General features: G+C 72.6%; 24 protein-coding genes. 17 read left to right on the forward strand and 7 right to left on the reverse strand.

The genetic code is table 11. From position 1 onward, the window contains the following. The first annotated feature begins 262 nt into the window (after nt 1–262). Complete coding sequence (locus tag ANAE109_RS24770; RefSeq protein ID WP_158305872.1) at nt 263–664, forward strand: two-component system response regulator; 402 nt, start codon at nt 263–265, stop codon at nt 662–664. Between the two features lies 1 nt (nt 665). Here the strand turns inward: ANAE109_RS24770 and ANAE109_RS06655 are convergent, their stop codons facing one another. Next, nucleotides 666–860 carry a hypothetical protein gene (locus ANAE109_RS06655; RefSeq protein WP_041448165.1) on the reverse strand — a complete coding sequence of 65 codons (195 nt, stop codon included), beginning with the start codon at nt 858–860 and terminating at the stop codon, nt 666–668. Between the two features lie 94 nt (nt 861–954). Between ANAE109_RS06655 and ANAE109_RS06660 the strand changes: the two genes are divergently transcribed. After that, the gene (locus ANAE109_RS06660; protein WP_041448166.1) at nt 955–1,923 is read left to right on the forward strand and encodes a TIGR02757 family protein; all 969 of its coding nucleotides are present in this window, start codon (nt 955–957) and stop codon (nt 1,921–1,923) included. Here ANAE109_RS06660 and ANAE109_RS06665 read toward each other — a convergent pair. Both ANAE109_RS06665 and ANAE109_RS06670 read right to left on the reverse strand, forming a co-directional pair. Beyond that, the gene (locus ANAE109_RS06665; protein ID WP_234945257.1) at nt 1,844–3,319 is read right to left on the reverse strand and encodes a glycosyltransferase family 39 protein; all 1,476 of its coding nucleotides are present in this window, start codon (nt 3,317–3,319) and stop codon (nt 1,844–1,846) included. The genes ANAE109_RS06660 and ANAE109_RS06665 overlap by 80 nt on opposite strands. A gap of 11 nt (nt 3,320–3,330) precedes the next feature. Continuing rightward, a complete protein-coding gene (locus tag ANAE109_RS06670; RefSeq protein WP_011985622.1) occupies nt 3,331–4,215 on the reverse strand; it encodes a diadenylate cyclase in 885 nt (294 codons plus the stop codon). A gap of 230 nt (nt 4,216–4,445) precedes the next feature. Here ANAE109_RS06670 and ANAE109_RS06675 point away from each other — a divergent pair, with 230 nt between their 5' ends. Together ANAE109_RS06675 and ANAE109_RS06680 are read left to right on the forward strand one after the other, a co-directional pair. Next, nucleotides 4,446–4,808, forward strand: a complete 363-nt coding sequence (locus tag ANAE109_RS06675) for a TraR/DksA C4-type zinc finger protein (RefSeq protein ID WP_011985623.1) — start codon at nt 4,446–4,448, stop codon at nt 4,806–4,808. A gap of 116 nt (nt 4,809–4,924) precedes the next feature. Continuing rightward, complete coding sequence (locus ANAE109_RS06680; protein WP_041448167.1) at nt 4,925–5,128, forward strand: hypothetical protein; 204 nt, start codon at nt 4,925–4,927, stop codon at nt 5,126–5,128. Nucleotides 5,129–5,203: 75 nt separating this feature from the next. Here the strand turns inward: ANAE109_RS06680 and ANAE109_RS06685 are convergent, their stop codons facing one another. Beyond that, nucleotides 5,204–5,503 carry an MTH1187 family thiamine-binding protein gene (locus tag ANAE109_RS06685; RefSeq protein ID WP_011985624.1) on the reverse strand — a complete coding sequence of 100 codons (300 nt, stop codon included), beginning with the start codon at nt 5,501–5,503 and terminating at the stop codon, nt 5,204–5,206. A gap of 231 nt (nt 5,504–5,734) precedes the next feature. On the opposite strand from ANAE109_RS06685, the gene ANAE109_RS06690 reads away from it, so the two are divergent. The 4 genes from ANAE109_RS06690 (at nt 5,735) to ANAE109_RS06705 (ending at nt 9,855) form a co-directional block, all read left to right on the forward strand. Beyond that, a complete protein-coding gene (locus tag ANAE109_RS06690) occupies nt 5,735–7,909 on the forward strand; it encodes a bifunctional (p)ppGpp synthetase/guanosine-3',5'-bis(diphosphate) 3'-pyrophosphohydrolase (protein ID WP_041448168.1) in 2,175 nt (724 codons plus the stop codon). Nucleotides 7,910–7,964: 55 nt separating this feature from the next. Beyond that, on the forward strand, nt 7,965–8,351 hold the full coding sequence (locus tag ANAE109_RS06695; protein WP_011985626.1) for a RidA family protein: 387 nt from the start codon (nt 7,965–7,967) through the stop codon (nt 8,349–8,351). Between the two features lie 139 nt (nt 8,352–8,490). Continuing rightward, nucleotides 8,491–9,324, forward strand: a complete 834-nt coding sequence (locus ANAE109_RS06700) for a hypothetical protein (protein ID WP_011985627.1) — start codon at nt 8,491–8,493, stop codon at nt 9,322–9,324. A gap of 33 nt (nt 9,325–9,357) precedes the next feature. Further along, a complete protein-coding gene (locus ANAE109_RS06705; RefSeq protein WP_011985628.1) occupies nt 9,358–9,855 on the forward strand; it encodes a hypothetical protein in 498 nt (165 codons plus the stop codon). Nucleotides 9,856–10,281: 426 nt separating this feature from the next. Here the strand turns inward: ANAE109_RS06705 and ablA are convergent, their stop codons facing one another. Next, nucleotides 10,282–11,523, reverse strand: a complete 1,242-nt coding sequence (ablA, locus tag ANAE109_RS06710) for a lysine 2,3-aminomutase (RefSeq protein WP_011985629.1) — start codon at nt 11,521–11,523, stop codon at nt 10,282–10,284. Nucleotides 11,524–11,768: 245 nt separating this feature from the next. Here ablA and ANAE109_RS06715 point away from each other — a divergent pair, with 245 nt between their 5' ends. Then, nucleotides 11,769–12,926 (forward strand): KamA family radical SAM protein, encoded by a 1,158-nt coding sequence (locus ANAE109_RS06715; RefSeq protein WP_011985630.1) that lies wholly within the window; start codon nt 11,769–11,771, stop codon nt 12,924–12,926. Between the two features lie 23 nt (nt 12,927–12,949). On the opposite strand, the gene ANAE109_RS06720 is transcribed toward ANAE109_RS06715, so the two are convergent. After that, on the reverse strand, nt 12,950–13,606 hold the full coding sequence (locus ANAE109_RS06720; RefSeq protein ID WP_200860933.1) for a DedA family protein: 657 nt from the start codon (nt 13,604–13,606) through the stop codon (nt 12,950–12,952). Here ANAE109_RS06720 and ANAE109_RS06725 point away from each other — a divergent pair. The 7 genes from ANAE109_RS06725 (at nt 13,596) to secF (ending at nt 20,986) form a co-directional block, all read left to right on the forward strand. Next, nucleotides 13,596–14,543, forward strand: a complete 948-nt coding sequence (locus ANAE109_RS06725; protein WP_083776996.1) for a SpoIID/LytB domain-containing protein — start codon at nt 13,596–13,598, stop codon at nt 14,541–14,543. The two genes, ANAE109_RS06720 and ANAE109_RS06725, sit on opposite strands and share 11 nt — an antisense overlap. An 8-nt stretch (nt 14,544–14,551) precedes the next feature. After that, nucleotides 14,552–15,589, forward strand: coding sequence for a tRNA preQ1(34) S-adenosylmethionine ribosyltransferase-isomerase QueA (gene queA, locus ANAE109_RS06730; RefSeq protein ID WP_011985633.1), 1,038 nt, complete (start codon nt 14,552–14,554; stop codon nt 15,587–15,589). Nucleotides 15,590–15,658: 69 nt separating this feature from the next. After that, nucleotides 15,659–16,279 (forward strand): PilZ domain-containing protein, encoded by a 621-nt coding sequence (locus ANAE109_RS06735; RefSeq protein ID WP_011985634.1) that lies wholly within the window; start codon nt 15,659–15,661, stop codon nt 16,277–16,279. 31 nt (nt 16,280–16,310) lie between these two features. Continuing rightward, nucleotides 16,311–17,486 (forward strand): tRNA guanosine(34) transglycosylase Tgt, encoded by a 1,176-nt coding sequence (gene tgt, locus ANAE109_RS06740; RefSeq protein WP_011985635.1) that lies wholly within the window; start codon nt 16,311–16,313, stop codon nt 17,484–17,486. 111 nt (nt 17,487–17,597) lie between these two features. After that, nucleotides 17,598–17,948, forward strand: a complete 351-nt coding sequence (gene yajC, locus ANAE109_RS06745; protein ID WP_011985636.1) for a preprotein translocase subunit YajC — start codon at nt 17,598–17,600, stop codon at nt 17,946–17,948. Continuing rightward, complete coding sequence (gene secD, locus ANAE109_RS06750) at nt 17,949–19,784, forward strand: protein translocase subunit SecD (RefSeq protein WP_011985637.1); 1,836 nt, start codon at nt 17,949–17,951, stop codon at nt 19,782–19,784. It begins immediately after the preceding gene. Further along, nucleotides 19,784–20,986: a protein translocase subunit SecF gene (gene secF, locus ANAE109_RS06755; RefSeq protein WP_011985638.1), complete on the forward strand. Its 1,203-nt coding sequence runs from the start codon at nt 19,784–19,786 to the stop codon at nt 20,984–20,986. Before secD ends, secF begins: the two co-directional genes overlap by 1 nt. A gap of 72 nt (nt 20,987–21,058) precedes the next feature. Here secF and ANAE109_RS06760 read toward each other — a convergent pair whose 3' ends face one another. Then, nucleotides 21,059–21,967: an AEC family transporter gene (locus ANAE109_RS06760; RefSeq protein WP_011985639.1), complete on the reverse strand. Its 909-nt coding sequence runs from the start codon at nt 21,965–21,967 to the stop codon at nt 21,059–21,061. A gap of 253 nt (nt 21,968–22,220) precedes the next feature. Between ANAE109_RS06760 and ANAE109_RS06765 the strand changes: the two genes are divergently transcribed. Continuing rightward, the gene (locus ANAE109_RS06765; RefSeq protein ID WP_011985640.1) at nt 22,221–23,516 is read left to right on the forward strand and encodes an ISAs1-like element ISAnsp9 family transposase; all 1,296 of its coding nucleotides are present in this window, start codon (nt 22,221–22,223) and stop codon (nt 23,514–23,516) included. Nucleotides 23,517–23,671: the final 155 nt, after the last annotated feature.

Raw genomic sequence — 23,671 nt, forward strand, 5'->3', positions numbered from 1 at the left:
CAGGCGCTTCGTGCAGCCCTCGCTCCCGCTCCCGCTCCCGCTCCCGCTCCCGCTCCCGCTCCTCGCGCTCGCGGCCGCCCGCCGCGCCCGCGCCCAGGGGCGGAGCCCAGGCCGGCGGCACGTCCTCGTGCGCCCTCGCCGCTTGGCGAGCTCGCCAGCCGAAGCCGGGGCGGTAGGCGCGAGGCAACGGAGCAGGTGGGGTGATATCGGCAAGTGTGCCGATTTCTCGCACATGCTCACACCTGCTGCTAGCATCGCCGTCATGCAGACACCGGTGCGGATCCTGGTGGTCGACGACGCGGAACCCGTTCGAAAGATCCTCGTGCAGACGCTTCGCGCGATGGGCTTCGAGGCGTTGCAGGCCGACTCGGGGCCCGCGGCGCTCCTCCAGGTGCTGGCCTCCCCGCCCGACGTCGCGATCGTGGATCAGTGGATGCCGGACATGACGGGCGCGGAGCTCGTCCGGCTCATGCGCGGCTCCCTCGATCCCCGCGTGCGCTCGATCGCGGTCATCGGACTGTCGGGGCGCCCCGGCAGCGAGCGCGAGCTGCTGGCCGCCGGCGCGCTCACGTTCCTGCCCAAGCCCTTCCGCATCGCGCAGCTCTCCGCTGCGCTGAGGCTCGCCGTGGAGCCCGCGGTCCCCGCCGCCTCCTCCGCGGCCTGAATCACCCGGCGTCGAGGGTGCTGCCGCCGCGATCGAGCAGCGCGGCCATGAGCTGAACGCGGCGCTCCGCGCGCCGCCGGGCGCCCGGCTCGAGCGAGCCGTCCCGCGCAGCGCGCACCTCGATCCGTAGCTCGCCGATCCGCCGGTTCCTTCCGCAGTCCCGCTCGCCGAGCCAGCTCCTCATCCGCTGCTGCATCCCGCACCTCCGTGGTCGACCTGAACGGAATAGCAGGGGGCTCTGACACCCGTTGCCCGGCGGGGACGGGCGGTCCGCGCTAAGTCCGACTGGCATGCGCCGCCGGCCGCACCTCCTCTCCCCCGAGCGCGCCGCGGCGCTCCGGCCGCTGCTCGACGCGCTCGACGCCGCGCTCGATCGCACCGCCCGGATCGCGGCGGATCCGGTCGAGCTCCCGCGCCGCTACCCGGATCCGGGCGACGCGGAGGTGGCGGCGCTCGTCGCCGCGAGCCTCGCCTACGGGCGGGCCGACGTGTTCAAGCCGGTGGTCGAGCGGGTGCTCTCCGCGATGGGGCCCTCCCCGGCGGCGTTCGCGAGGGACTTCGCGCGCGCCCCGGACGCCGCCTTCTTCTCCGGCGCGACCTACCGCTTCAACCGTCCGCCCGATCTCGCCGCCCTCGCGGCGGCCATCGGCGAGGTCCGCGCTCGCCACGGCTCGCTCGGCGCCCGGTTCGCGGCCCTGCTCCGCGAGGCGGGGGGCGGCGACGGCGCGCTGCGGACCGCGCTCGCGCGCTTCGCCTCCGAGCTCCGCGCCGCGCCCGCCGTCGCGCCGCTGCTCGCCGGCCGCGGAGCACGCGGCCTGCTCCACCTGCTGCCCGACGCGGCCGGACCGGGCGCGTCGAAGCGCTGGAACCTGTACCTGCGCTGGATGGTGCGGGGTCCCGACGGCGTCGATCTGGGCCTGTGGCGTGAGGTCCCTCCCTCCGCGCTCGTCGTGCCGCTCGACACGCACGTTCACCGGGTGGCGCGCGCGCTGGGCCTCACCCGGCGGCCCGACGCGAGCTGGCGGACGGCCGAGGAGATCACCGCCTCCCTGCGGCGGGTCGATCCCGCCGACCCGGTCCGCTACGACTTCGCCCTCTGTCACCTCGGGATGAGCGGGGCCTGCCCGGCGCGGCGGGACGCGCGCCGCTGCGCCGCCTGCGCGCTCGGCGGCGCCTGCCTCACCGCGGCGAGGGGGTCGCGTGCGCGAGCGCGGTCGGCTCGCCCGCGTAGCGGCAGCGCCAGAGCTGGAACGTCGTGACCGTGTCGTCGCCGCGCTTCACCTCCAGGGGCGGCAGCGGCGTGAGCGGGCGGCAGGCCTCCTCCCGGCGCTCGCACGTGTGCTTCTCCCGCGGGTCCAGCACGAGGATCCCCTCGCGTCCCTGGAGCTCGGCGGGCACGAACCACAGCCGGTACTGCAACCCCGGGTCCCCCGCGATCTCCGCCGACCAGGTCCGCGGCCGCCCGGGGAGGTAGTACGCGAGCTCGGCCGAGACCTTGTAGTTGCACCCCGCCACGAACGCCTCGGGCCCGAGCGAGGCGCGCTCGCTCTCGACCCTCGCCGCGAGCGCGCGCCAGCCGGCGGAGCCCTCCTCGCGCGCGGTGAAGGGAACGGCGGGCACGAGCGGGACGAGGTGCGCGTACAGGGTCCCGAGCAGCGCGAGGCCGACGCCGGCGAGCCCGATCCGGCGCCGCCAGCGTCCCCCCGTGAGCGCCAGCGCCGTCGCGGCGGCGACCGCCGTGGGGTAGACGGGCGCGAGCCAGTTGCCCTTCACCCAGAGGAACGGCGACGCCGCGGCCGCCACCAGCAGCAGCGGCACGGAGAAGATGGCGCAGACGCGGAAGGCCGGGTCGGCGCGCCGCTGGATCGCCCGCGCCACGCCCTCGAGCGCGAGCAGCAGCACGAGGGGCGTGACGAGGAGGGCCTGCAGCCCCAGGAAGCGCGCGACGCGCACGGGGCGCAGCGACAGGTGCGAGACGCGCCCCTCGGTCTGGAAGGCGAAGCTCGCCAGATCGTGCCGGAGGTTCCAGGCGATCACCGGGGAGAAGGCTGCGAGCGCCAGCGCCGCCCCGGCCCACGGCCAGGGCGTGCGGAGCATGCGCCGGCCGCGGGGGTCGAGGAGGAGCACGAGCAGGATCTGGGGGAGCAGCAGGACCGCCGTGTACTTGCCCAGCAGCGCCCAGCCGGTGGCGGCGCCCGCCGCGAGCAGCCAGCGGGGCCGCTCCTCGTCGAGCGCACGAACCGTGAAGTACAGCGCCATCGCCCAGCCGGAGAGGAGCGGCCCGTCGGGGGTGACGATCACCTGGCCCAGCGAGAACAGCGGGACGGCGAGGCCTGCCCCCAGCGCGACGAGCGCCGCCCGCGCCCCGAACAGGCGCCGCGCCGCGAGCCAGTAGAAGACGCAGAAGATCGCGGAGTGCAGCGCCGCCGCGAGCCGGATCGAGCGCTCCGAGTCGTCCAGCGCGCGGGTGGTGAGGGCGATGGTCCAGGCGGCGAGGGGCGGGTGATCGAAGTAGGAGAGGTCGAGCCGGCGCGCCCACTCCCAGTAGTACGCCTCCTGCGGAGCGAGGGCGAGGAGCCCGGCGTACCCCACGTGCGCGAGCGTCGTCGCCGCCACCAGGCACAGCGCGGCGGCGGCGAGGCGGCGGTCGTGCACGGCGTCCCCGCTCACACGCGACGGAGCTTCTGGCGCAGCTCCAGCGCGATCTCGCCTTCCCGGAAGACGCGGACGGTGCCGGTGGTCTGCGACACCGTCACCGCGACGCACTTCGACTCGGCGGAGATCGACGCCGCGGCGCTGTGCCGCGCCCCCAGCCCCATCGGCAGCTTCACGTCGCGCGACATCGTGAGGAGGTAGCGGCCGGCGGCGAGCACGACCCCGTCCTCCCGGATGATGAAGGCGCCGTCCAGCGCGGAGAAGGTCTTGATGGCCTCGCGGATGGGAGGGTCGAGCGCGTTCCGCTCCGCTTCGCTGATCCCCTGGAACGGGTTCAGGATGAGCTGCCGGCTCTTCTCCATCACGGCGGTGGAGTCGCCGATGACGAGGATGGTGCCCACCGGGTGGCCCTCGTACCCCTCGGCCCCGATCTCCATCGCCGTATGGATGAGGCTCTCCACCACCTGCGACGAGAACCCGGGCGGCAACCCCAGCGTGTCGACCCGGATCTTCTCCTCGGGATCCTCGGAGCCGATCTCCACCTTGACGAGCGTGTCCACCACCCGATCCTGGCCGGGACCGGACAGGGCCAGGATCGTGTCGCCGTCGCGCACGAGCCCCGCGGACTGCGCGGCGACCACGGCGACCTTGATCTTCTCGATCCGCGTGTAATCGTAGGGCGGGATGACGACGGCGGTGTACTTGCGGGCCCTGAGCTGGTTGGCGAGCCCCTCGCTCGTCACGGCGTAGACGAGCTTGCGCTTGATCGGCCGCCCCCGGATCTCGTTCGGCGACATCGGGTGGTCCGAGACGAGCAGCAGCCGGTCCACCTCGGAGCGCGCCGTCAGCGCGAGCGCGCCGCGCAGGAACTCGCGGTCGAACTTCCCGTCGGCCATGGTCCGAGAGCATGTGCCGTAGGCACACACGAGTAAAGCTTCCCGCTGAAGCTTCCCGCCGGCGGCGGCGCAGCGGGGGAGCCGCGCGCGACCGCGCAGAGCGCCCGTCGCCGCCGCGCTCAGCGGTCCGCGACGCGCCGGTGGCCGCCTTGACAGCCCACGGCACGCAGACTAGTTTCTCCGCTCTTTTTCGGTGCCCGCCCCGGGGGGCGCGCGAGCGAGGTGGTCGCTTGAACAAGAAGGATCTCAAGAAGTTCAAGACGATGCTCGAGGAGTCGAAGCGGCAGCTGCTGCTCTCCGCGAAGAAGACGCTCACGGAGGAGGCGAGCTTCGACACCGACGATCTCCCCGACGAGATCGATCTCGCGTCCAGCGAGTACACGCAGTCGATGATCTTCCGCCTGCGCGACCGCGAGAAGTTCCTCCTCGCGAAGATCGACAAGGCGCTCGCCCGCATCGAGAACGGCACGTTCGGGATCTGCGAGCGCTGCGAGGAGGAGATCTCGGTGAAGCGTCTCGAGGCGCGGCCGGTGACGACGCTCTGCATCCGCTGCAAGGAGGAGCAGGAGCAGAAGGAGAAGTCCTTCGGCTAGCTCCCGAGGCGCCTCGCGCTGCACCTCGCGGCCGGGCCGAGCGCCCGGCCGCACGCGTTTCCGGCCCCCTGCGCGACGTCCGCCGCCCGCGTCCGCGCCGCGGTAGGATCGCCCGCATGCCCGCCTCCGCAACCTCGGCCCCTCGCCGGCGCCGCGCGTTCTGGCTCTTCGTGGCGGCGATGGCCGTCGCCCTCCTCGGGGGCGGCACCATCGTCCTCCTCGCGCGCCGGGCCGTGGGTGAGCACCGCGCCGAGCAGGCGCGGATCGAGGCGGAGAACGCGGCGGCCGCCGGACGGGCTCCCGCGCGCGGTGCTCCCTGAACCAGGGCGCCCGCGACGCGCTCACCTTCGCGGAGGGGCTCCGCGCAGGCTCGCCCCCGCCCGCTCCCCGCGCGGCTAGCGGAGCTTCTCCTCCACCGAGCGCATCTTGCCCGCGATCGTGTGCTCGCGATCGCGGCGGTCGTCGATCTTCACGAGCGTGGACACGCGCACTGCACCTTCCGTGAATGGGTGCTCGTGCATCCGCCGCACGACCGCGAGGATCTCGTCGAGGTCGCCCTCGATGATGGTGCCCATCGCGGTGAGCTGGTGGGTGAGCTTCGTGCCGCGGAGGATCCGCTCCACGCCCGCGACGTAGCGCGAGACGCTCGGCGTCCCGGTGCCGAGCGGCGTGATGGTGACGAAGACGACGGCCATCCGTTCTCCTCCCGCCGAACGGCTCCGGCGGACGGCGGCACGAGCGCCCCCTCGGCGCGCGCCGCGCGATGTCGCGGCGCACGTTACCCGCGCCGGCGTGCGCGCTCAACCGTCGTTCCGCTCGGCCGTGGCGCCGCCTGCCGCGCCGCGTTACGGAGAGAGGACGGAGGGTAACCGAGCTGCCCGGACTTGCCGCACCGGGGCACGAACCGATACGCTCGCACGACCGGCTTGCTGCGCCTCAACGACATCCTGGACCGGGTCGCCGGCTACCATCCGGGTCCCGACCTGGACCTGATCAAGAAGGCGTACGTCTACTCCGCCAAGGTCCACCAGGGGCAGATCCGGAAGTCGGGCGAGCCGTACCTCATCCATCCGCTCGAGGTCGCGGGCCTCCTGGCCGAGCTCAAGCTCGACGAGGCTTCGGTCGTCACGGGGCTCCTCCACGACACCATCGAGGACACCCTCGCGACGAAGGAGGAGATCGCGGAGCTGTTCGGGCCCGAGATCGCGGAGCTGGTCGACGGCGTCACCAAGCTCTCCCAGTTCAGCGCCGCGAACACCCAGGAGGAGAAGCAGGCCGAGAACTTCCGCAAGATGGTCGTGGCGATGGCGAAGGACATCCGCGTCCTGCTCGTGAAGCTCGCCGATCGCACGCACAACATGCGGACCCTGGACCACATGAAGCCGGAGTCGCAGGAGCGGATCGCGCGCGAGACGCTCGACATCTACGCCCCGCTCGCGAACCGGCTCGGGATCCAGTGGCTGAAGAGCGAGCTCGAGGATCTCTCGTTCAAGTACCTGCGGCCGCAGGACTACGTCGAGCTGTCGACGCGCGTCGAGGCGGAGCAGAAGGAGAAGGGCGAGTTCGTCGAGGAGGTGGTCGACCTCATCCGCACCCGCCTCACCGGCGCCGGCATCAACGCGCAGGTCTCGGGGCGCGTGAAGCACGTCTACTCGATCTGGCGGAAGATGCGGCAGCTCGACGTGGACTTCGATCAGATCCAGGACGTCATCGGCTTCCGCGTGATCGTCGACTCGGTGGCCGAGTGCTACGAGTCGCTCGGCATCATCCACTCGCTGTGGAAGCCGGTGCCGGGCCGCTTCAAGGACTACATCGCGATCCCGAAGCCGAACCTGTACCAGTCCCTCCACACGACCGTGGTCGGGCCGCGCGGCGAGCGCATCGAGGTGCAGATCCGCACCAAGGAGATGCACCGGATCGCCGAGGAGGGCGTCGCCGCCCACTGGGCGTACAAGGAGAAGGGGCGGGACGGGAAGGGCGCCGAGCTCTCGAAGAAGGACGCGGAGAGCTTCGGCTGGCTGCGGCAGCTCGTCGAGTGGCAGCGCGAGCTCGCCGATCCGCGCGAGTTCCTGGAGACGGTCAAGGTCGACCTCTTCTCCGACGAGGTCTTCGTCTTCACGCCGAAGGGCGCGGTGAAGAGCCTGCCCCGCGGCGCCACGCCCGTGGACTTCGCGTACACCATCCACTCCGAGGTGGGCGAGCACACCGTCGGCGCGAAGGTGAACGGCAAGCTCGTACCGCTCCGCTACAAGCTCAAGAACGGCGACACGGTCGAGATCCTCACCTCGCCGAACGCGCACCCCTCGAAGGACTGGCTCAGCTTCGTCAAGACGAGCCGGGCGCAGGCCCGCATCCGGCAGTTCATCCGGCAGGCGGAGCACCGCCGCTCCCTCGAGATCGGGCGCGACGTGGCGGAGCGCGAGTTCCGGCGCTTCGGCGTGGCGCTCGGGAAGGTGCAGAAGGGCGGCGAGCTCGAGAAGGCGGCGCAGTCCCTGGGCTACCGGGCGGCGGACGACCTCCTCGCCGCCATCGGCTACGGCAAGGTCGCGCCGGCGGAGGTGATCCGGCAGCTGGTCCCCGCCGACAAGCTGGCCGAGACCGCGCCCACCGAGCCGTCGCCGACCTCGCGGCTCACCGAGATCTTCCGCAAGGTGGCGCGCCGCCCGGCGGGCGGCGTGCGCATCAACGGCATCGACGACGTGCTCGTGCGCTTCGGGCGCTGCTGCAACCCGGTGCCGGGCGACTCGATCGTCGGCTTCATCACCCGGGGGCGAGGCGTGACCGTCCACACGCTGGCCTGCGACAAGGTCATGGAGATCGTGCCGGAGCGGCGCGTCGACGTCGCGTGGGACGTGAAGGGCGACTTCAAGCGCCAGATCTCGATCCGGGTCATCACGAGCGATCGCCCCGGCATCCTCGCGAAGATCTCGCAGATCTTCAGCGAGGCCGGGCTCAACATCTCTCAGGCGAGCTGCCGCACGACGCCCGGCGAGCGCGCCGTGAACGACTTCGAGGTGACGGTCGGAGACCTGAAGCAGCTCAACTCGGTCATCCGCAACCTCGAGCGGATCGAGGGCGTCCAGTCCGTCGAGCGCGTCTGATGAGGGCTCGCGCCGTCCGTTGAATCGTCGCCCCCGGGCCGTTACCGTGGAGGTCATGAAGCGGATCCTCTCCACCCCGGCCGCGCCCCAGGCGATCGGCCCCTACAGCCAGGCGGTCGAGGCGCGCGGAGCGCGCACGCTGTTCCTCTCCGGCCAGATCCCGCTCGATCCCGCCACGGGCGAGCTCGTCCCGGGCGACGTCGAGGCGCAGACGGCCCGGGTCATGGAGAACCTTCGCGCCGTGCTCGCCGCCGGCGGAGCCGGGTTCGAGCACGTGGTGCGCACGACCATCTTCCTCGCCGACCTCGGCGACTTCGCCCGCGTGAACGCGGTGTACGGAAGGTACTTCCCCGGCGAGCCGCCGGCGCGCGCCACGGTCGGGGTCGCCGCGCTGCCCCGCGGTGCCCGCGTCGAGATCGACGCCGTCGCCGTCGTGGACTAGGGGTCGAGGGCCGTGCGTCGTCCCCCGCGGGCCGCGCGGGAGGCTCCGGGGCGCCGGCCGGGCCTGCGATCTCGGCCGCTTCGGCGCGGCATGCGCCTCGCGATCCGACGCCTCGTCCGTCGGAGAGCGAGGCCAACGCATGTCACGGATCGAGTCGAGCGCCACACCCCACGTAGCCCTGCCGCCACGCGAGCCCCAGGGGGCGCGCGACCTCCTCTGGAACGGCTTCCGGCCGTCCTACTCCCTGCATGGACGGACCCCCGAGCAGCGCGTCCTCGCGCATCGCGCGAACGTCGCTCACCGCCGCCTGGACCTCGAGGATTTCAAGCGGTTCCTCGGCGAGTGGGTGGCATCGGCCAGGACGTGCCGGACCCTCGACGCGCTCGCGGCGCACCCCCGCGTCATCGATCCCATCCGAGAGCTACAGCCGTGGGAACCCGGCGCGACGACTGCCGAGAACCAGGATCTCGCCGCCGTCCACGGCGACTTCCGGCACGAGCTCGCGGACGCCCTGCGCGAGGTCGAGCGGCACCGGGCACGCCTGGAGCGGCGGCCAGAGCCCCTCGCCGTGAGGCTCGAGGCGACGGTCGGCCTCGAGGCCGCCGTTCGCGGGGGGCGCGTCGGCGCCCAGGTGTCGCTCCCCGACGGCGTCGCCACGGCGAGCCTGGGCGCGCGGCGCGCCACGCTCCGCTGCGAGCTCGATCGCGCGGGCGGGACGCGCTGCTCCGTCCAGCGCGCGGCGTTCACGGCCTCTCCGGACGGGCTGGAGCCGCTCGAGGTGGCCCGCGCCGCGGTGTCCGGCAGCGCGCGGCGCGACGGCTTCGGCCTGACGGCGGGGCCGGCGCTCCGGCTCGGCAGCCGCGGGCTCCACCTCGAGGCGCAGGCGAGGATCGGCGTCCGGGTCCAGCTCCTCGACGTGGAGACGGCCCGCCGCGCGCTGTCGAGCGAGGACTTCTGGACGCGGAAGCGCTGAGCCCATCCCCCCCAAACATCACGGGAGAACGCCATGTCACGTGCCGCGCTGCTCGTCGTCGTCGCCTCGCTGCTCGCCGCCTGCGCTCCCGACACGCACGGCGATCTCCGCGACGCCGTGAGGCTCCACCCCGCCGGCTGGCCTGCGCGCATGACGTTCGCGGGGGTGGGGGTCGGCTCCGCGCTCGGGGAGGCGCGGGCCGCCTTCGGCGGCGAGCTCGTGTTTCCGTGGGACGGGACCCACCTCGCCCACGAGCGCGTCGCCGACTTCGGGACGAAGCTGGACGTCTGGTACGGCCTGACGCGCGACGGGTCGGACGCGCTCTCGGGCCTCACGCTCGAATACACGGGGAACGCGCTCGCCATCTCGCGGCTGGGCGGGCGCTGGCGCGAGGTCTTCTCGGCCATCCCCGGCGCGTGCGGGGAGTCGGCCTGTCAATGGAACGACGAGGAGGGCCGCATGATCGCGCTCCTCACCACGATCATCCGCTGGACGGGGACGTCGTCGTTGACGGTGACGATCGAGCGATGATCGGGCCGTTCCATTTCGCGGCCGACGCGCCGCGAGATGCTCGCAGGCGCACGAGATCGTCCCTCGACTCCGCTCGCGCGCGAGCTACGCTCGGGATGAACGGGCCCGAGGCGAGAGGCGCAGCGACGAGTGGCGAGGCGTACTGCCACCGTCGTGTTTTCATCGCAAGTCGGCAACGGTTCCGCCGGGAACGGCCGTGTCCGCCGCCGCGGGCGGTTCCGAGGCTGGCTCGAGACGAGGGGAGGGGCGACCGAGTCGCCGGCGGTTCGAGTTCATCCCGGATGAACCGCTCGTGGTTCACCTGGACGAACCAACCTCTCTCGTCGTGGTCGCTGTCCGCTCGGGATGCCTGCCCGCGAGGCAGCGCGGCGGAGATCCTCGAGCGCGGCCTCGGAGCGCGCCGAAGTCGAAGGGCGCAGGCTCTGCCTAGGGCTCGAGGTACTCGTACTCCTTGCCCGCATAGTTCCGCAGCACCCAGCGCTTCCCCTCGTGCGAGACGACGTAGTTCGGGTTCACCGGGATCTTCCCGCCGCCCTGGGGCGCGTCGACCACGAAGTGCGGAACGGCCAGCCCGGAGGTGTGGCCGCGCAGATGCTCGATGATCCGGATGCCGGTCTCGACGGGCGTCCGGAAGTGGCTGATGCCCTTCGCGAGATCGCACTGGTAGATGTAGTAGGGGCGGATCCGCATCAGCAGGAGCTTGTGGTTCAGCTCCTTCACGAGCTCCGGCTCGTCGTTGACGCCCTTCAGCAGCACCATCTGGTTGCCGATGACGCAGCCCGCGTCGGCCAGGCGGCGCGCCGCCTCGAACGCCTCGGCGGTGCACTCCTTGGGATGGTTGAAGTGCGTGTTCACGTAGACCGGGTGGTGCCGGCGCAGCATGTGGACGAAGTCGTCGGTGACGCGCTGCGGGAGCGTGACGAGGTTGCGGGTGCCCAGCCGGAAGATCTCGACGTGCGGGATCGCGCGGAGGCGGCCGAGGATGTAGTCGAGCCGCTCGTCGGAGAGCGACAGCGGATCGCCGCCCGAGATCACCACGTCGCGGATCTCGGGGTGCGCCGAGATGTACGCGAGCGACTCCTCGATCTGGCGCTTCGCGGCGGCGCTCGTCGGGTCCGACACCTTGCGCTTGCGCGTGCAGTGACGGCAGTACACCGGGCAGTTGTGCGTCGTGTAGAAGAGCACGCGATCCGGGTAGCGGTGGGTGATCCCCGGCACCGGCATGTCCCGCTCCTCGGCGAGCGGATCCTCGAGGTCGGCGGGCGCGATCGTCAGCTCGCCCATGGTCGGCACCGACTGGAGCCGGATCGGGCAGCTCGGGTCGTCGGGGTCCATGAGCGCGGCGTAGTACGGCGTGATGCCCATGTGAAACTCGGCGTCGCTCTCGATCACCGCGCGGCGCTCGTCCGCCGTCAGGTGGATCACCTTCTCGAGCTGATCGAGGCGCGTGACGCGCTCGCGCTGCTGCCAGTGCCAATCGTTCCAGAGCGCGTCCGGGACGTCCTTCCACGCGGAGCGCGGCCCGGGCGGGAAGCGCGTGCGGACGCCCGCGACCGGCCGGATGCCGTCGTCTCGCGGCGACGTCGCGCGGGCCTCGCCGTTCGGGCGCTCGGGCCGCGCGGGCACCCCCACGAGCTCGCCCCCGCCGGTCAGTGGAAGATTCGCCATGTCGTTCGCTCCACGAGGGGCCCTTCGCTCGGGCTGCCCTGTCCTTTAACACCACGGCTGCCTGCCGCCAGGGTACGCCGCCCCTCCGACTGGGGGGCGTGCCACCTCCCGCAGACACCCCGGGGCGGAGAGCGGGCAGGCCGTCGCTTCGCGGGCGGGCGGCGTTTGACCGCAGCCGCCAGGGCGGTTAGCTTCCGCGCCCCGCCGGAGGTCGGCATCGCGGGCCGGCCGGAGCGGGCGATCCAATGGACTGGCGAGCCCGATTTCCTGACGTCCCGGAGAGCGACTGGCGCGACTGGCGCTGGCAGCACCGGAACGCGCTCCGCACGGCCGAGGAGCTCGGGCGCGTCGTGTGGCTCGGCGAGGAGGAGCGGCGCGGGCTCGCCCAGGCCCTCGGGCGCACGCGCGTGGCGGTGACGCCCTACTACGCGTCGCTCATGGATCCGCGGCACCCGAGCTGCCCGATCCGCCTGCAGGCGATCCCGTCGGCGCGCGAGGCCGAGGAGGCGCCGGGGGATCTGCGCGATCCCATCGGCGAGGAGGCGCACCGGCCGGCGCGGGCGATCGTGCACAAGTACCGCGACCGGGTCCTCTTCCTCGCCGTGGATCGCTGCTCGGTCTACTGCCGCCACTGCACCCGCCGCCGGATCACGTTCGGCGCGGACGGCGGCTTCGACCGGGACGCGATCGAGGAGGGGATCGCCTACGTGCGCGCGCACCGCGAGGTCCGCGACGTCATCGTCTCCGGGGGCGATCCGCTGGTCCTCTCCGACGAGCGGCTCGACGCGCTGCTGGGGGGACTGCGCGCGATCCCGCACGTGCAGCTCCTCCGCGTCGCCACGCGCGCGCCGGTCACGTGCCCGATGCGGGTGACCCCCGCCCTCGCCGCGCTCCTCCGGCGCCACGCGCCGCTGTTCGTGGTGACGCACTTCAACCACCCGGCGGAGTGCACGCCGGACGCGCGCGCGGCGTGCGAGGCCCTCGTGGACCACGGGGTGCCGGTCGAGAACCAGTCGGTGCTGCTGCGCGGCGTGAACTCCTCCGCGCGCCTCCTCACCGATCTGAACGAGCGGCTCCTCACGTTCCGCGTGCGCCCCTACTACCTGCACCAGGGCGATCTGGCGGAGGGGACGGCGCACCTGCGCACGCCGCTCGAGGCGGGCGTCGCCATCCTCGAGGCCATGCGCGGCCGCACGAGCGGGCTCGCCATCCCCCACCTCGCGGTGGACCTGCCGGACGGCGGCGGCAAGATCACGCTGCAGCCGAGCTACCAGCTCGGGCGGGAGGGCGGCGCCCACGCGCTGCGGAGCCACAGGGGCGGACGTTACCTGTACCCGGACCCTCCGGAGCGCGACCTGACCTGCCCCTACGAGCGCGTCTTCTACGGGGAGAGCGAGGGCTGAAGGGCCGGACGCCCGCGGCCTCGCTACAGGTCGCTCCGGCCCTCGACCGCCCGCTGCTCGGCGGCCGCGCGGCGGCGGGCGCGCAGGTACTCGACGATCCCGGGCGCGATCGACACGAGCACCACCACCACGATGACCTTCTCGATGTGGTGCTCGAGGTTCGGGATCGAGTTCCCCAGCCCGTAGCCGAGCAGCGTCATGGAAAGCACCCACGCCGCGCCGCCGACGACGTTGTAGCTCGCGAACCTCCGGTAGCTCATCTGCGCGACGCCGGCCACGACCGGCACGAACGTGCGGACGAGCGGCATGAAGCGGGCGATGATGATCGCCTTGCCGCCGTGCTTCTCGTAGAAGTCGTGCGCCGCCTTCAGGTGCTCGGGGCGGAACAGGCGCGAGCGGGGGCGGTTGAAGATGTGGGGGCCGGCGCGGGCGCCGATGGTGTAGCTCACCGCGTCCCCGACGACCGCCATCGGGATGAGGAGCAGGTTGAGCGCCCAGATGGAGAGGTCGCCCTTCGCCGCGTACACTCCTGCCATGACGAGCAGCGAGTCCCCGGGCAGGAAGAACACGAGCGCGCCGGTCTCGAGGAAGACGATGAGCGCGAGGGCGGGGTAGCCACCCCATCGGATCAGCTCGCCCGGATCCCGGATGAGCTCGACGAACCACCGGATGATCTGCACCGCTGACGTATACACATCGCGCACCCGGGCCGCCAAGCGCGGGGCGCGCCCGGCCGGACCCGCGCGGCGCCGGGCGGCGCTCGTCCGCACGGTCGCCCTCGGGCTCGCGCTCGCCGGGGCGGCGGGGGCGCGGGGGGAGGAGCTCATCCGCGTGCGCGTGTCGGAGTCGCCCGAGCGGATCGAGGAGCTCCGGCTCGAGGACTACGTCGCCGGCGTGGTCTCCGGCGAGATGCCCGCCTCCTTCCCCGCGGAGGCCCTGAAGGCGCAGGCGGTGGCGGCGCGCAGCTACGCGCTCACGCGCAAGATCGAGGCGCAGGCCGCCAACCGGCGCTGGGACATCGCGACCGGCGTGCTCGCGCAGGTCTACCGGCAAGGCGCGAGCGGCCCTGCCCGCGCGGCGACGGCGGCGACCGCGGGCGAGGTGATGGTGGCGGGCGTGGAGCCGCTGGAGGCGTACTTCCACGCGTCGTGCGGGGGCACCACCGAGGCCGGCCTGGCGGCGCTGGGGCGCGGCCACCCCTATCTCCCCTCGGTGGAGTGCGGGCGATGCGCGCGCGCCCCCGGCGCGCGCTGGTCGGTCCGGATCGACGCCCGCGCGCTCGCCTCGGCGGCGCGCCTGCGCGGCGCCGCCACGGACGCGCGCGTGACGTCGCGCACGCCGAGCGGGCGCGCGGAGCGGATCGAGATCTCCGCCGGGCCGCGGCGCGCCACGGTGGCGGCCACCGATCTGCGCCAGCGCCTCGGCTACGGCCGCCTCCCGTCGCTCGCCTTCGCGGTGCGCGCCGAGCGCGGCGCGTTCGTCTTCGAGGGCCGCGGCCACGGGCACGGCGCCGGCCTGTGCCAGTGGGGCGCCGCCGGGCTCGCCCGCGAGGGGCGGGGCTACCGCGAGATCCTCGGCCACTACTACCCGGGCGCGGACGTGGTTCGGATGTACTAGGACGAATCGTGAGGCTATCGGACTTCGACTACGAGCTCCCCGAGGAGCTGGTCGCGCAGGAGCCGGTCACGCCGCGCGACGCGTCGCGGCTGCTCGTCCTCCCGCGCGAGGGCGCCGCCGAGCACCGCGCGTTCACGGACCTCCCGGACCTGCTCGCCCCGGGCGATCTGCTGGTGTTCAACGACACGAAGGTCATCCCGGCGCGGCTCGTCGGGACGAAGCCGACCGGGGGCAAGGTGGAGCTGCTCCTGTGCGAGCCGCTCGGCGGCGGGCTCGGGAGCCGCTGGCGCGCGATGGGGCAGGCCTCGAAGCCCATCCGCGAGGGCACGACGCTCCTGTTCGAGGGGCTCGAGGCGCGCGTCGAGGCGAGCGAGGGGGAGGGCTTCTACGTCGTGACGCTCGACCGCGAGGGCGAGGCCCTCGAGGCGGCGCTCGCGCGCGCCGGCCGGATCCCGCTGCCACCCTACATCCGCCGCGCCCCTTCCGACGTGGACCGCGAGCGCTACCAGACCATCTGGGCGCGCGCGCCCGGCAGCGCGGCGGCGCCCACCGCCGGGCTGCACTTCACGGAGGCGATCCTCGCGCGGCTCGCCGCGCGCGGGGTGGAGCGGACCGCCGTCACGCTCCACGTCGGTCCGGGCACCTTCCTCCCGGTCCGCGGTGACTCGGTGGAGGGGCACCGCATGCACGCCGAGCAATACGAGGTCCGTCCGGAGGCGGCGGCGGCCATCGCGGCCTGCCGCGCGCGTGGGAGCCGCGTGGTGGCGGTCGGGACGACCTCGGTGCGGACGCTGGAGAGCGCGTGGCGCGGGGGAGCGGTCGCGGCGGGGGCGGGGCGCACGGCGCTCTTCGTGCGTCCCGGCCACGCCTTCCGCGCGGTGGACGCCCTCGTCACGAACTTCCACCTGCCCCGCTCGACGCTGCTCATGCTGGTGTGCGCGTTCGGTGGAACCCACCGGGTCCTCGCCGCCTACCGCGACGCCGTCGCGCGCCGATATCGCTTCTTCAGCTACGGCGACGCGATGCTCCTGGCGCGTGCGGATTGACCCACCGTCCGGCCCGGCGTCTGCCCGTGCTATAGGATTCTCTCGGCGAAAGGAGCGGGGGGGCCACGATTGCACAGCGTCTCGGTGAACCTGGAGCCGGCCCAGTTCCTCGCTGGGTTCCGGCCGGAGAACGGCAGCCTGTTCGTCCCCGCGCTGTCGGACTCGCGCGTCGGGGACGAGGTGGCGCTCCGGATCGGCATCTACGGCCAGACCATCCGCGCCACGATCTTCGGGAAGGTCTCGCTCGTCCGGCGCGTCGGCCGCCCCGCGCTCCCGCCCGGCGTCGAGATCCAGCTCGACCGCGGGAGCCTCGCGGCGGCGGGCTTCCTCGCGTCGGCGGCGCGAGGGGACGCCATCAGCTTCCGCGAGCGCGCGCCGCGCTACGCGGTGGCGCGCCGCCTCGTCGTCGAGCACGGCGGAAACCTGTTCGAGACGGCGACGGTCAACGTCTCGGAGGGCGGCTGCGCCATGCGCTGGACGGGAGCGCTCCCGGTCGTCGGCGACGTGGTCGAGCTGAAGCTGCGGGCCGGGTTCTTCCCTCCCAGGGCGCGGGCGATCGTCTGCTGGAACCAGGCGGGCGGCGCCGGCGAGCGGAGCGTGGGCCTGCGCGTCGTCATGCAGGGGCGGGGAGGGCGCGCGTGGCGGGCGCTCGTGGCGGACGTGGCGAGGAGCGGCGCCCGCGCGGCTTGACAGGCGGCGGCGCGCGTACGAAACCCGCCGCGTGATCCGGTTCGAGCTCCTCGCGCAGGACGGTCCCGCCCGCCGGGGCCGGCTGTCGACCCCGCACGGCGTCATCGAGACGCCGGTGTTCATGCCGGTCGGCACCGCCGCCACGGTGAAGACGCTCGAGCCCCGCGACCTCGAGGCGCTCGGCGCGCGCATCATCCTCGCGAACACGTACCACCTGTTCCTCCGCCCCGGACACGAGCGGGTGCGGCGGCTCGGTGGGCTGCACCGCTTCATGTCGTGGGGCGGCGCCGTGCTCACCGACTCCGGCGGCTTCCAGGTGTTCAGCCTCGGGGAGCGCGGCGCGGCGGGGCGCGACCGCGCCGGCCCCGGGCTCGTCACCATCGCCGAGGAGGGCGTCACGTTCCGCTCCCACCTCGACGGCTCGCGCCACTTCCTCTCGCCGGAGCGGGCGATCGAGGTTCAGGAGGCGCTCGGCGCCGACGTCATCATGGCCTTCGACGAGTGCCCCCCCGCGCTCGCGGACCGCGCCTACCACGAGACGTCGCTCGCGCGGACGCAGCGCTGGCTGGTGCGCTGCCGCGACGCCTGGCTCCGTCACGAGGCCGAGAAGGAGGGGGCCGGCGCCACCCCCTGCGCGCTCTTCGGCATCGCGCAGGGTGGGCTCCACGCGGAGCTGCGCGCCCGCGCCATCGCCGACGCGGCCGCGCTCGAGCTGCCGGGGTACGCCCTCGGCGGCTACGCCGTGGGGGAGGAGCCCGCGCAGATGTGGGACGGGGTCGCGCGCGACGCGCCGCTCCTGCCGGCCGACAAGCCGCGCTACCTCATGGGCGTCGGCACGCCGGAGGACCTGCTCGCCGGCGTGGCGGCCGGGGTGGACATGTTCGACTGCGTGCTGCCGACGCGGACCGCCCGGAACGGGCTGCTCTTCACGAGCCGCGGCAAGCTCGTCATCCGCAACGCCCGCTACGCGGACGACGACGGTCCGGTCGACCCGTCGTGCGGCTGCTACACGTGCAGCACGTTCACCCGCGCCTACCTGCGCCACCTCTTCAAGGCCGGCGAGATCCTGGCGCTCCGCCTCAACACCTTGCACAACCTGCACTTCTACCTGTCGCTCATGCGCGACGCGCGAGCGGCCATCGAGGCGGGGAGCTACGAGACGTTCCGGCGAGGGCGGCTCGAGGCGTGGCGAGAGGCCGCAGGGTAGGACCCCGGCGCCGGGCGAGCGTGCGGGCCCACGGCCGGAAAGGGGTTGCGGGTAGGCGCCAACTCAGGCTAAAAGACGGCGCTTTTCCCTTTCCGTACCCAGCGGAGACCTATGCATCCCGTCCTGCACGCGTTCCTGTCGCAGACCGCTCCCGAGGGGCAGGCGCAGAACCCGATCATGGGGTTCCTGCCCTTCATCCTCATCGCGGTGGTCTTCTACTTCGTCTTCTTCCGCCCCCAGGCGAAGCAGGCGAAGAAGCACCAGTCGTTCCTCTCGGAGCTGAAGAAGGGGGACGAGGTGGTGACCCAGGGCGGAATCATCGGCACGGTGGTCCTGGTCGAGGATCGCACCGTGCTCGTCGACGTGGGCGGGGGGACCAAGCTGAAGATCCTCAAGGCCCAGATCGCCGGACAGTGGAACCCTGTCGCGACCACGCCGGCCAAGGCGGAGGCGAAGAAGTAGATGGAACGCTCCTGGTACTGGCGCGTGGGGCTCGTCGTCGCCGCCACGCTCTTCTCGCTCTGGCAGCTCGTCCCGAGCTGGTTCTACTTCAAGCTCGCGCCCGAGCAGCGCAGCACCGAGGCGGTCGCGGAGGCGGTGCCCGGCTGGGCGCCCGACTCGGCGAAGCACCTCAACCTCGGGCTCGACCTGCAGGGCGGCATCCACCTCGCCATGGGCGTGGACGTCGAGCGGGCCGTGAAGGCCAAGGTCGCGCGCCGCGGCGACGAGATCGCCGAGTTCCTGAAGTCCAAGAGCGTTCCGGCGGAGTCCGTGACGACCACCGCCGGCGGCACTCGCATCGCGGTGAAGACCTCGGCGCCCGATCAGGTCGAGTCGGCGGTCCTCGACGCGGGCTACGGCGACGAGATGTTCTCGCCCGGCACGGAAGGTGACGTGGTCACCTTCGCGTTCAAGGACAGCGCGCTCCGCGACTTCCAGGTGAAGGCGGTCGAGCAGGCGGAGAAGACGATCCGCAACCGCGTCGACAAGTGGGGCGTCTCCGAGCCCGACATCAAGCGCAAGGCGAACAACCAGATCCAGATCCAGCTGCCGGGCTTCAAGGATCCGGAGAAGGCGAAGGAGCTGCTCGGCCGCACCGCGCAGCTCGAGTTCAAGATCACGGACGACGAGAACCCGGCCCTCGATCCGCTGCGCGGGCAGCTCCCCGCCTGCTCCGAGGCCGAAGGCCTCCGCCTCCCCCTCCCGCAGGCCGGCTGCTGGGCCACGGAGACCGTCGAGCTCCCGAACGGCGGGGCTCGCGCCGTCACCCTCCTCGCCGCCAACACCCGCGCCGAGCTCGAGAAGCTCATCCAGGAGAAGGCGGCCCCGCTGCTCGACCCGCAGAAGAACGTGATCGGGATCGGCGAGGACTCGCTGCCCACGGGCGCGGTCCGCACGCCGTACTACCGGACCTACCTGCTGCGCGCGAAGACCGAGCTCACCGGCGACTACATCGCCGACGCGCGGGCGGCCATCGACCAGTCCCAGCAGTTCGGCCAGCAGGGGCGGCCGCTCGTGCAGTTCACCATGACCGCCGAGGGCGGGCGGCTCATGCAGAAGCTCACGAGCGAGAACATGCGGCGCCGCATGGCGACGGTCCTCGACGACAAGGTCGAGACGGCGCCGTACATCCAGGGCGAGATCTCCACCAACGGGCAGATCACGCTCGGGTCCGGCCGGAACCCGCAGGAGATGTTCGAGGAGGCGAACGAGATCGCGCTCGTGCTCAAGGCCGGGGCGCTCCCGGCGCCGGTGACCATCTCGGAGGAGCGGACCGTCGGCGCGACCCTCGGGCCCGAGCTCGTGAAGCGCGGCACCGTCGCGGCCCTCGTCGGCCTCGGGCTCGTGCTCCTCTTCATGGTCGCGTACTACCGCGCGAGCGGGCTCATCGCGGACGTGGCGCTCGTGCTGAACGGCCTCCTCGTCCTCGCCATCATGGCGATGATCGGCTCGACGCTCACGCTCCCCGGGATCGCCGGCTTCGTCCTCACCCTCGGCATGGCCGTCGACGCGAACGTGCTCATCAACGAGCGCATCCGCGAGGAGCTCCGCGCCGGAAGGACCATCAAGCTGGCGGTCCAGCAGGGCTACGACAAGGTGTTCTGGACGATCGTGGACTCCCACGTGACCACGCTCGTCGCGGCCCTCGTCCTCATGAACTACGGCTCCGGTCCGGTGCGCGGCTTCGCCGTGACCCTCACGATCGGCCTCGTGGCCTCGATGTTCACCTCCATCGTCGTGACCCGCGTCATGATGGAGTACTTCACGCGCCACGAGACGGCGCGGCTGAGCGTGTGATGCGATTCAAGAGCTTCGACATCGTCCCCCACGGCACGAAGTTCGACTTCGTCGGGAAGCGCCACATCGCGGTGGTGCTCTCGCTCATCGTCAACGCGGCCGTCCTCCTCTGGGCGGTGCCCGCCATCCACGGCCTCAACTTCGGCGTGGACTTCGCGGGCGGCACCGAGATGGAGGTGAAGTTCGCGCAGCCCGTCGACGCGGGCGCGATCCGCAAGAGCGTCGAGGACCTCGGCTTCAAGGGCGCGTCCGTCCAGACCTACGGCGACGAGGAGGAGCACGCGTTCCTCATCCGCGTCGAGCGCATCGCGCTCATGGGCGAGGAGGACGTGAAGCGCGTCGTCGACGCGGTCCAGGCGAAGTTCCCCGTCGAGCGCTGGAGCTTCAACCCCGAGATCGGCGACAAGATCGACTTCGAGTTCAAGCAGCCGCCGAGCCCGCAGGCGCTCCAGGCCGCGGTCGAGGGCGCCGGCGTGGGCGTCCGCGAGGTGCGCGCCGAGCAGGGCCTCGCGGCCGGCACCCGGTCGTTCGCGGTCATCACGCAGGGCATCCGCGAGAAGATCGAGCGCGACCTCTCGACGCACTTCGCCCAGGCGCAGCCGGAGGTGCGGCGCGTCGAGTACGTCGGCCCGGCGGTCGGCCGCGAGCTGCGCAACCAGGGCTTCAAGGCCGTGCTGTACGCGATGGCGCTCATCGTCGTGTACGTCGGCCTGCGGTTCGACTTCCGCTTCAGCCCCGGCGTGATCATCGCCATCCTCCACGACGCCATCGTCACCCTGGGCTACTTCGCCTTCACCGGGCGCGAGTTCAACCTCACCTCCATCGCGGTGCTCCTCACGGTGGTCGGCTACTCGGTGAACGACACCGTCGTGGTCTACGACCGCATCCGCGAGAACCAGGCGAAGTACAAGGGCAAGTCCCTCGCCGAGATCGTGAACCTCTCGATCAACGAGACCCTGGGCCGGACCTTCCTCACCTCGTTCGCGACGGCCCTCTCGCTGGTCGGCCTGCTCGTCTACGGCGTCGGGACGCTCTTCGACTTCTCCGCCGCCATGCTCGTCGGAATCGTCTCCGGCACCTACTCGACGTGGTTCATCGCCGCTCCGATGACGATCTGGTTCGAGGAGCGGGCGGCCAAGAAGAAGGCCTCGACCCCCGCCGCCGCGGCGCCGTCCGCGCCCGGGCGCGCCGCCCAGAAGTAGCGCGTCCTCGCGGCCATCTCCGGGGCCCCGTCGCCGAGGAGGCGGCGGGGCCTCGCCGCTTCGAGGGGCTCGTCACACGAGGGCGAGCAGCACCGTCAGCGTCGGCAGGCTGCAGAGCGTCGTGAAGATCACCGCCGTCGTGACGAACGACGGCGCGATGCCGTGCTCGACGGCGATGATGGCGACGAGGATGGCGGCGGGGGTGCCTGCCTGCAGCACGCCCGTGGCGCGCTCGACCTCGCCGAGCCCGAAGGGGCCGACGATGGCCGCGGCGAGCAGGGGCGCCGCGACGAGGCGCAGCCCCGTCACGGCGAACACGTCGGGGGTGACGCGCAGCCGGCCGGCCTCGGCGAGCTGGAGCCCGAGCGCGAGGAGCATGGCCGGGATCATCGCGCTCCCGAGCAGGCCCACGGATCGCGAGACCGAGAGCGGCAGCGCGACGACGTCGCCCGCGACGAGCATGGCGGGCGGGACGACCCACAGCGCGGGCGTGCGGAGCACCGACGTGATGGCGGAGAGGCCGCCCCCGCGGACCCAGGCGGCGGCGCCCACGCAGACCACGAACGAGGTGACCAGGATCGCGATGTAGTAGATGGTCGCGGGCGCGAGCGCTCCGGGGCCGAACCGGAACTGCACGAGCGCGAGGCCGAAGTTGCCGACGTTGCCGAAGACGGCCAGCATCACGTACGCGGCGGTGACCTCCGGCGTGCGACGCAGCGCGCGCGCCACCGCGAAGCCGAGGAGCGCGAAGGCAGCGTGCGCGACCACGGCGAAGGCCACCATGCGAGCGGCGCTCCCGAGCGGCACGTCGGAGCGGGCGATCACGTCGAAGGTGAAGGCCGGGACGAACAGGTAGTAGGCCGCGCGCGAGACGGTGCGCGCCTCCAGCGCCAGGCGGGGCCCGAGGGCCCAGCCGAGGGCGACGATCGCGAAGACCGGGGCGACGACGTCGAGGAACACGGCGGGCAGCTGGCCGAGCATGGCGGTCCCGATGGTACCCGGCAGACCTGATTGGTGACCAGTCGGGCGGCCGCCGGCGTCCCTGAGCAGCGCCGCAGGGTTGAGGTCCAAGCCGATCCACGACCCGGCGTGCGCAAGTTCGCACGCTGATCTCACCGAGGGTACGAAGAAAGAGCGGCGGGTGATCCTAGCCGATCACCCGCCGCGAACGGCCTGTCGCTGGGTAGGAGCCCGGCGTGAGCCAACGACCCCGAGATCTTACGGGAGGAGATCGGTGAGGGAAAGACGAGTTCGCCGGGTGGCCGGGCTGCTGCGTGCCCGCCTCCCGGAGCTGGACCTTGAGGCGGTGCCCGACGTCCGCGCCAGGGAGGGACGCTGGTCGCTGGCGGAGATCCTCACGGGGGTCCTTCTCGGCATCGTGGCCGGGGCGCGGAGCTTGGCCGAGGCCGAGGAGCTGACCGACGGGATGAGCCCCGCGGCACGCCGGCTCGCCAGCGTGCCACGACGGCTTCCGGACACCACGGCGCGCGACGCGCTCTGCGCCGTGCCGCTCGACGGGCTTCGCGCGGCGCTGCACCGGCTCGTGCGGGCCGCGTGGCGCCGCAAAGCGCTCACGCCGGTGGACCTGCCGGTCGGGGTGGTCGCGCTCGACGGCAAGGTCACGGCGTTGCCGACGCTGAACCATCCGCTCATCCAGAACCAGCACCCCGACGTCGGGCTGCCCTACGGCCTCGCCCGCACGGTCACCTGCGCGCTCGTCTCGGCGCCGGGGCGGCCGTGCATCGACGCGGTCCCGATCCCGGCGGAGACAAACGAGGCGGGTCACTTCCAGCACGTCCTCGCGGGCCTCGTTGAGACCTACGGCGCGTTGTTCCAGGTGGTGACCTACGACGCGGGCGCGCTGTCCGAAGCCAACGGCGCTGCGGTAGTCGCGGCGGGCAAGGACTACGTGTTCGCCCTAAAGAACGATCACTTCACGATGGTGAAGCTCGCGACCGAGCTGCTCGACCCGCACGAGATCGCGGCGCGGCGCGAGGACGTCCTCGACAACGCGACGACGGCAACGCGCGAGATCCAGATCCTCGCCGTGGACCCGAGCCACGGATACGGCGCGGGCAAAGGGCCCGAGGAGTCGGTCTGGTCGCATGCGAGGACCTTCCTGCGCGTGACCTCGACGGTGCGCCGCTCCGGCGTCGTGATCGAGCGTGACAGTCGGCTCTTCGTGTCGAGCCGAGCGGCCGACCAGCTCACGCCGGACCAGTGGCTCCAGGTCGTCCGCGCGCACTGGGGTGTCGAGAACAACAACCACCACACGCTCGACACCGCCTTCGCCGAGGACGAGCGGCCGTGGATCGCCGCCGACGCGAACGGCATGCTGGCGGTGCTCCTGCTCCGCCGCATCGCGTACACGCTGCTCGCGCTCTTCCGGGCGGTGACGCTCCGCTCGGACGACCACCGCGCGATGCGCTGGCTCGCCCTGCTGCGCTGGGTGCGCGACGCGCTCATCGTCCTCTCCGCGGAGCACGTCGAGAACCTGCGTCTTCGCTCGCTCGCCGTCGCCACACGCTGACATCGCCGGGCTCCTACCCGCGGCGAGCGAACATCGAAGGGACCTGAGGGCGGGCGGCGGGCGCGTCGGCGCCGGCCGGCTGCGGCCGCTGCTTGCCTCGACGTCCAGGCCGACCGCCGGCCCGGCACCCCGGAACGAGAGCCTAACCCTGGGAT

Source organism: Anaeromyxobacter sp. Fw109-5, assembly GCF_000017505.1.
Taxonomy (GTDB): Bacteria; Myxococcota; Myxococcia; order Myxococcales; family Anaeromyxobacteraceae; genus Anaeromyxobacter.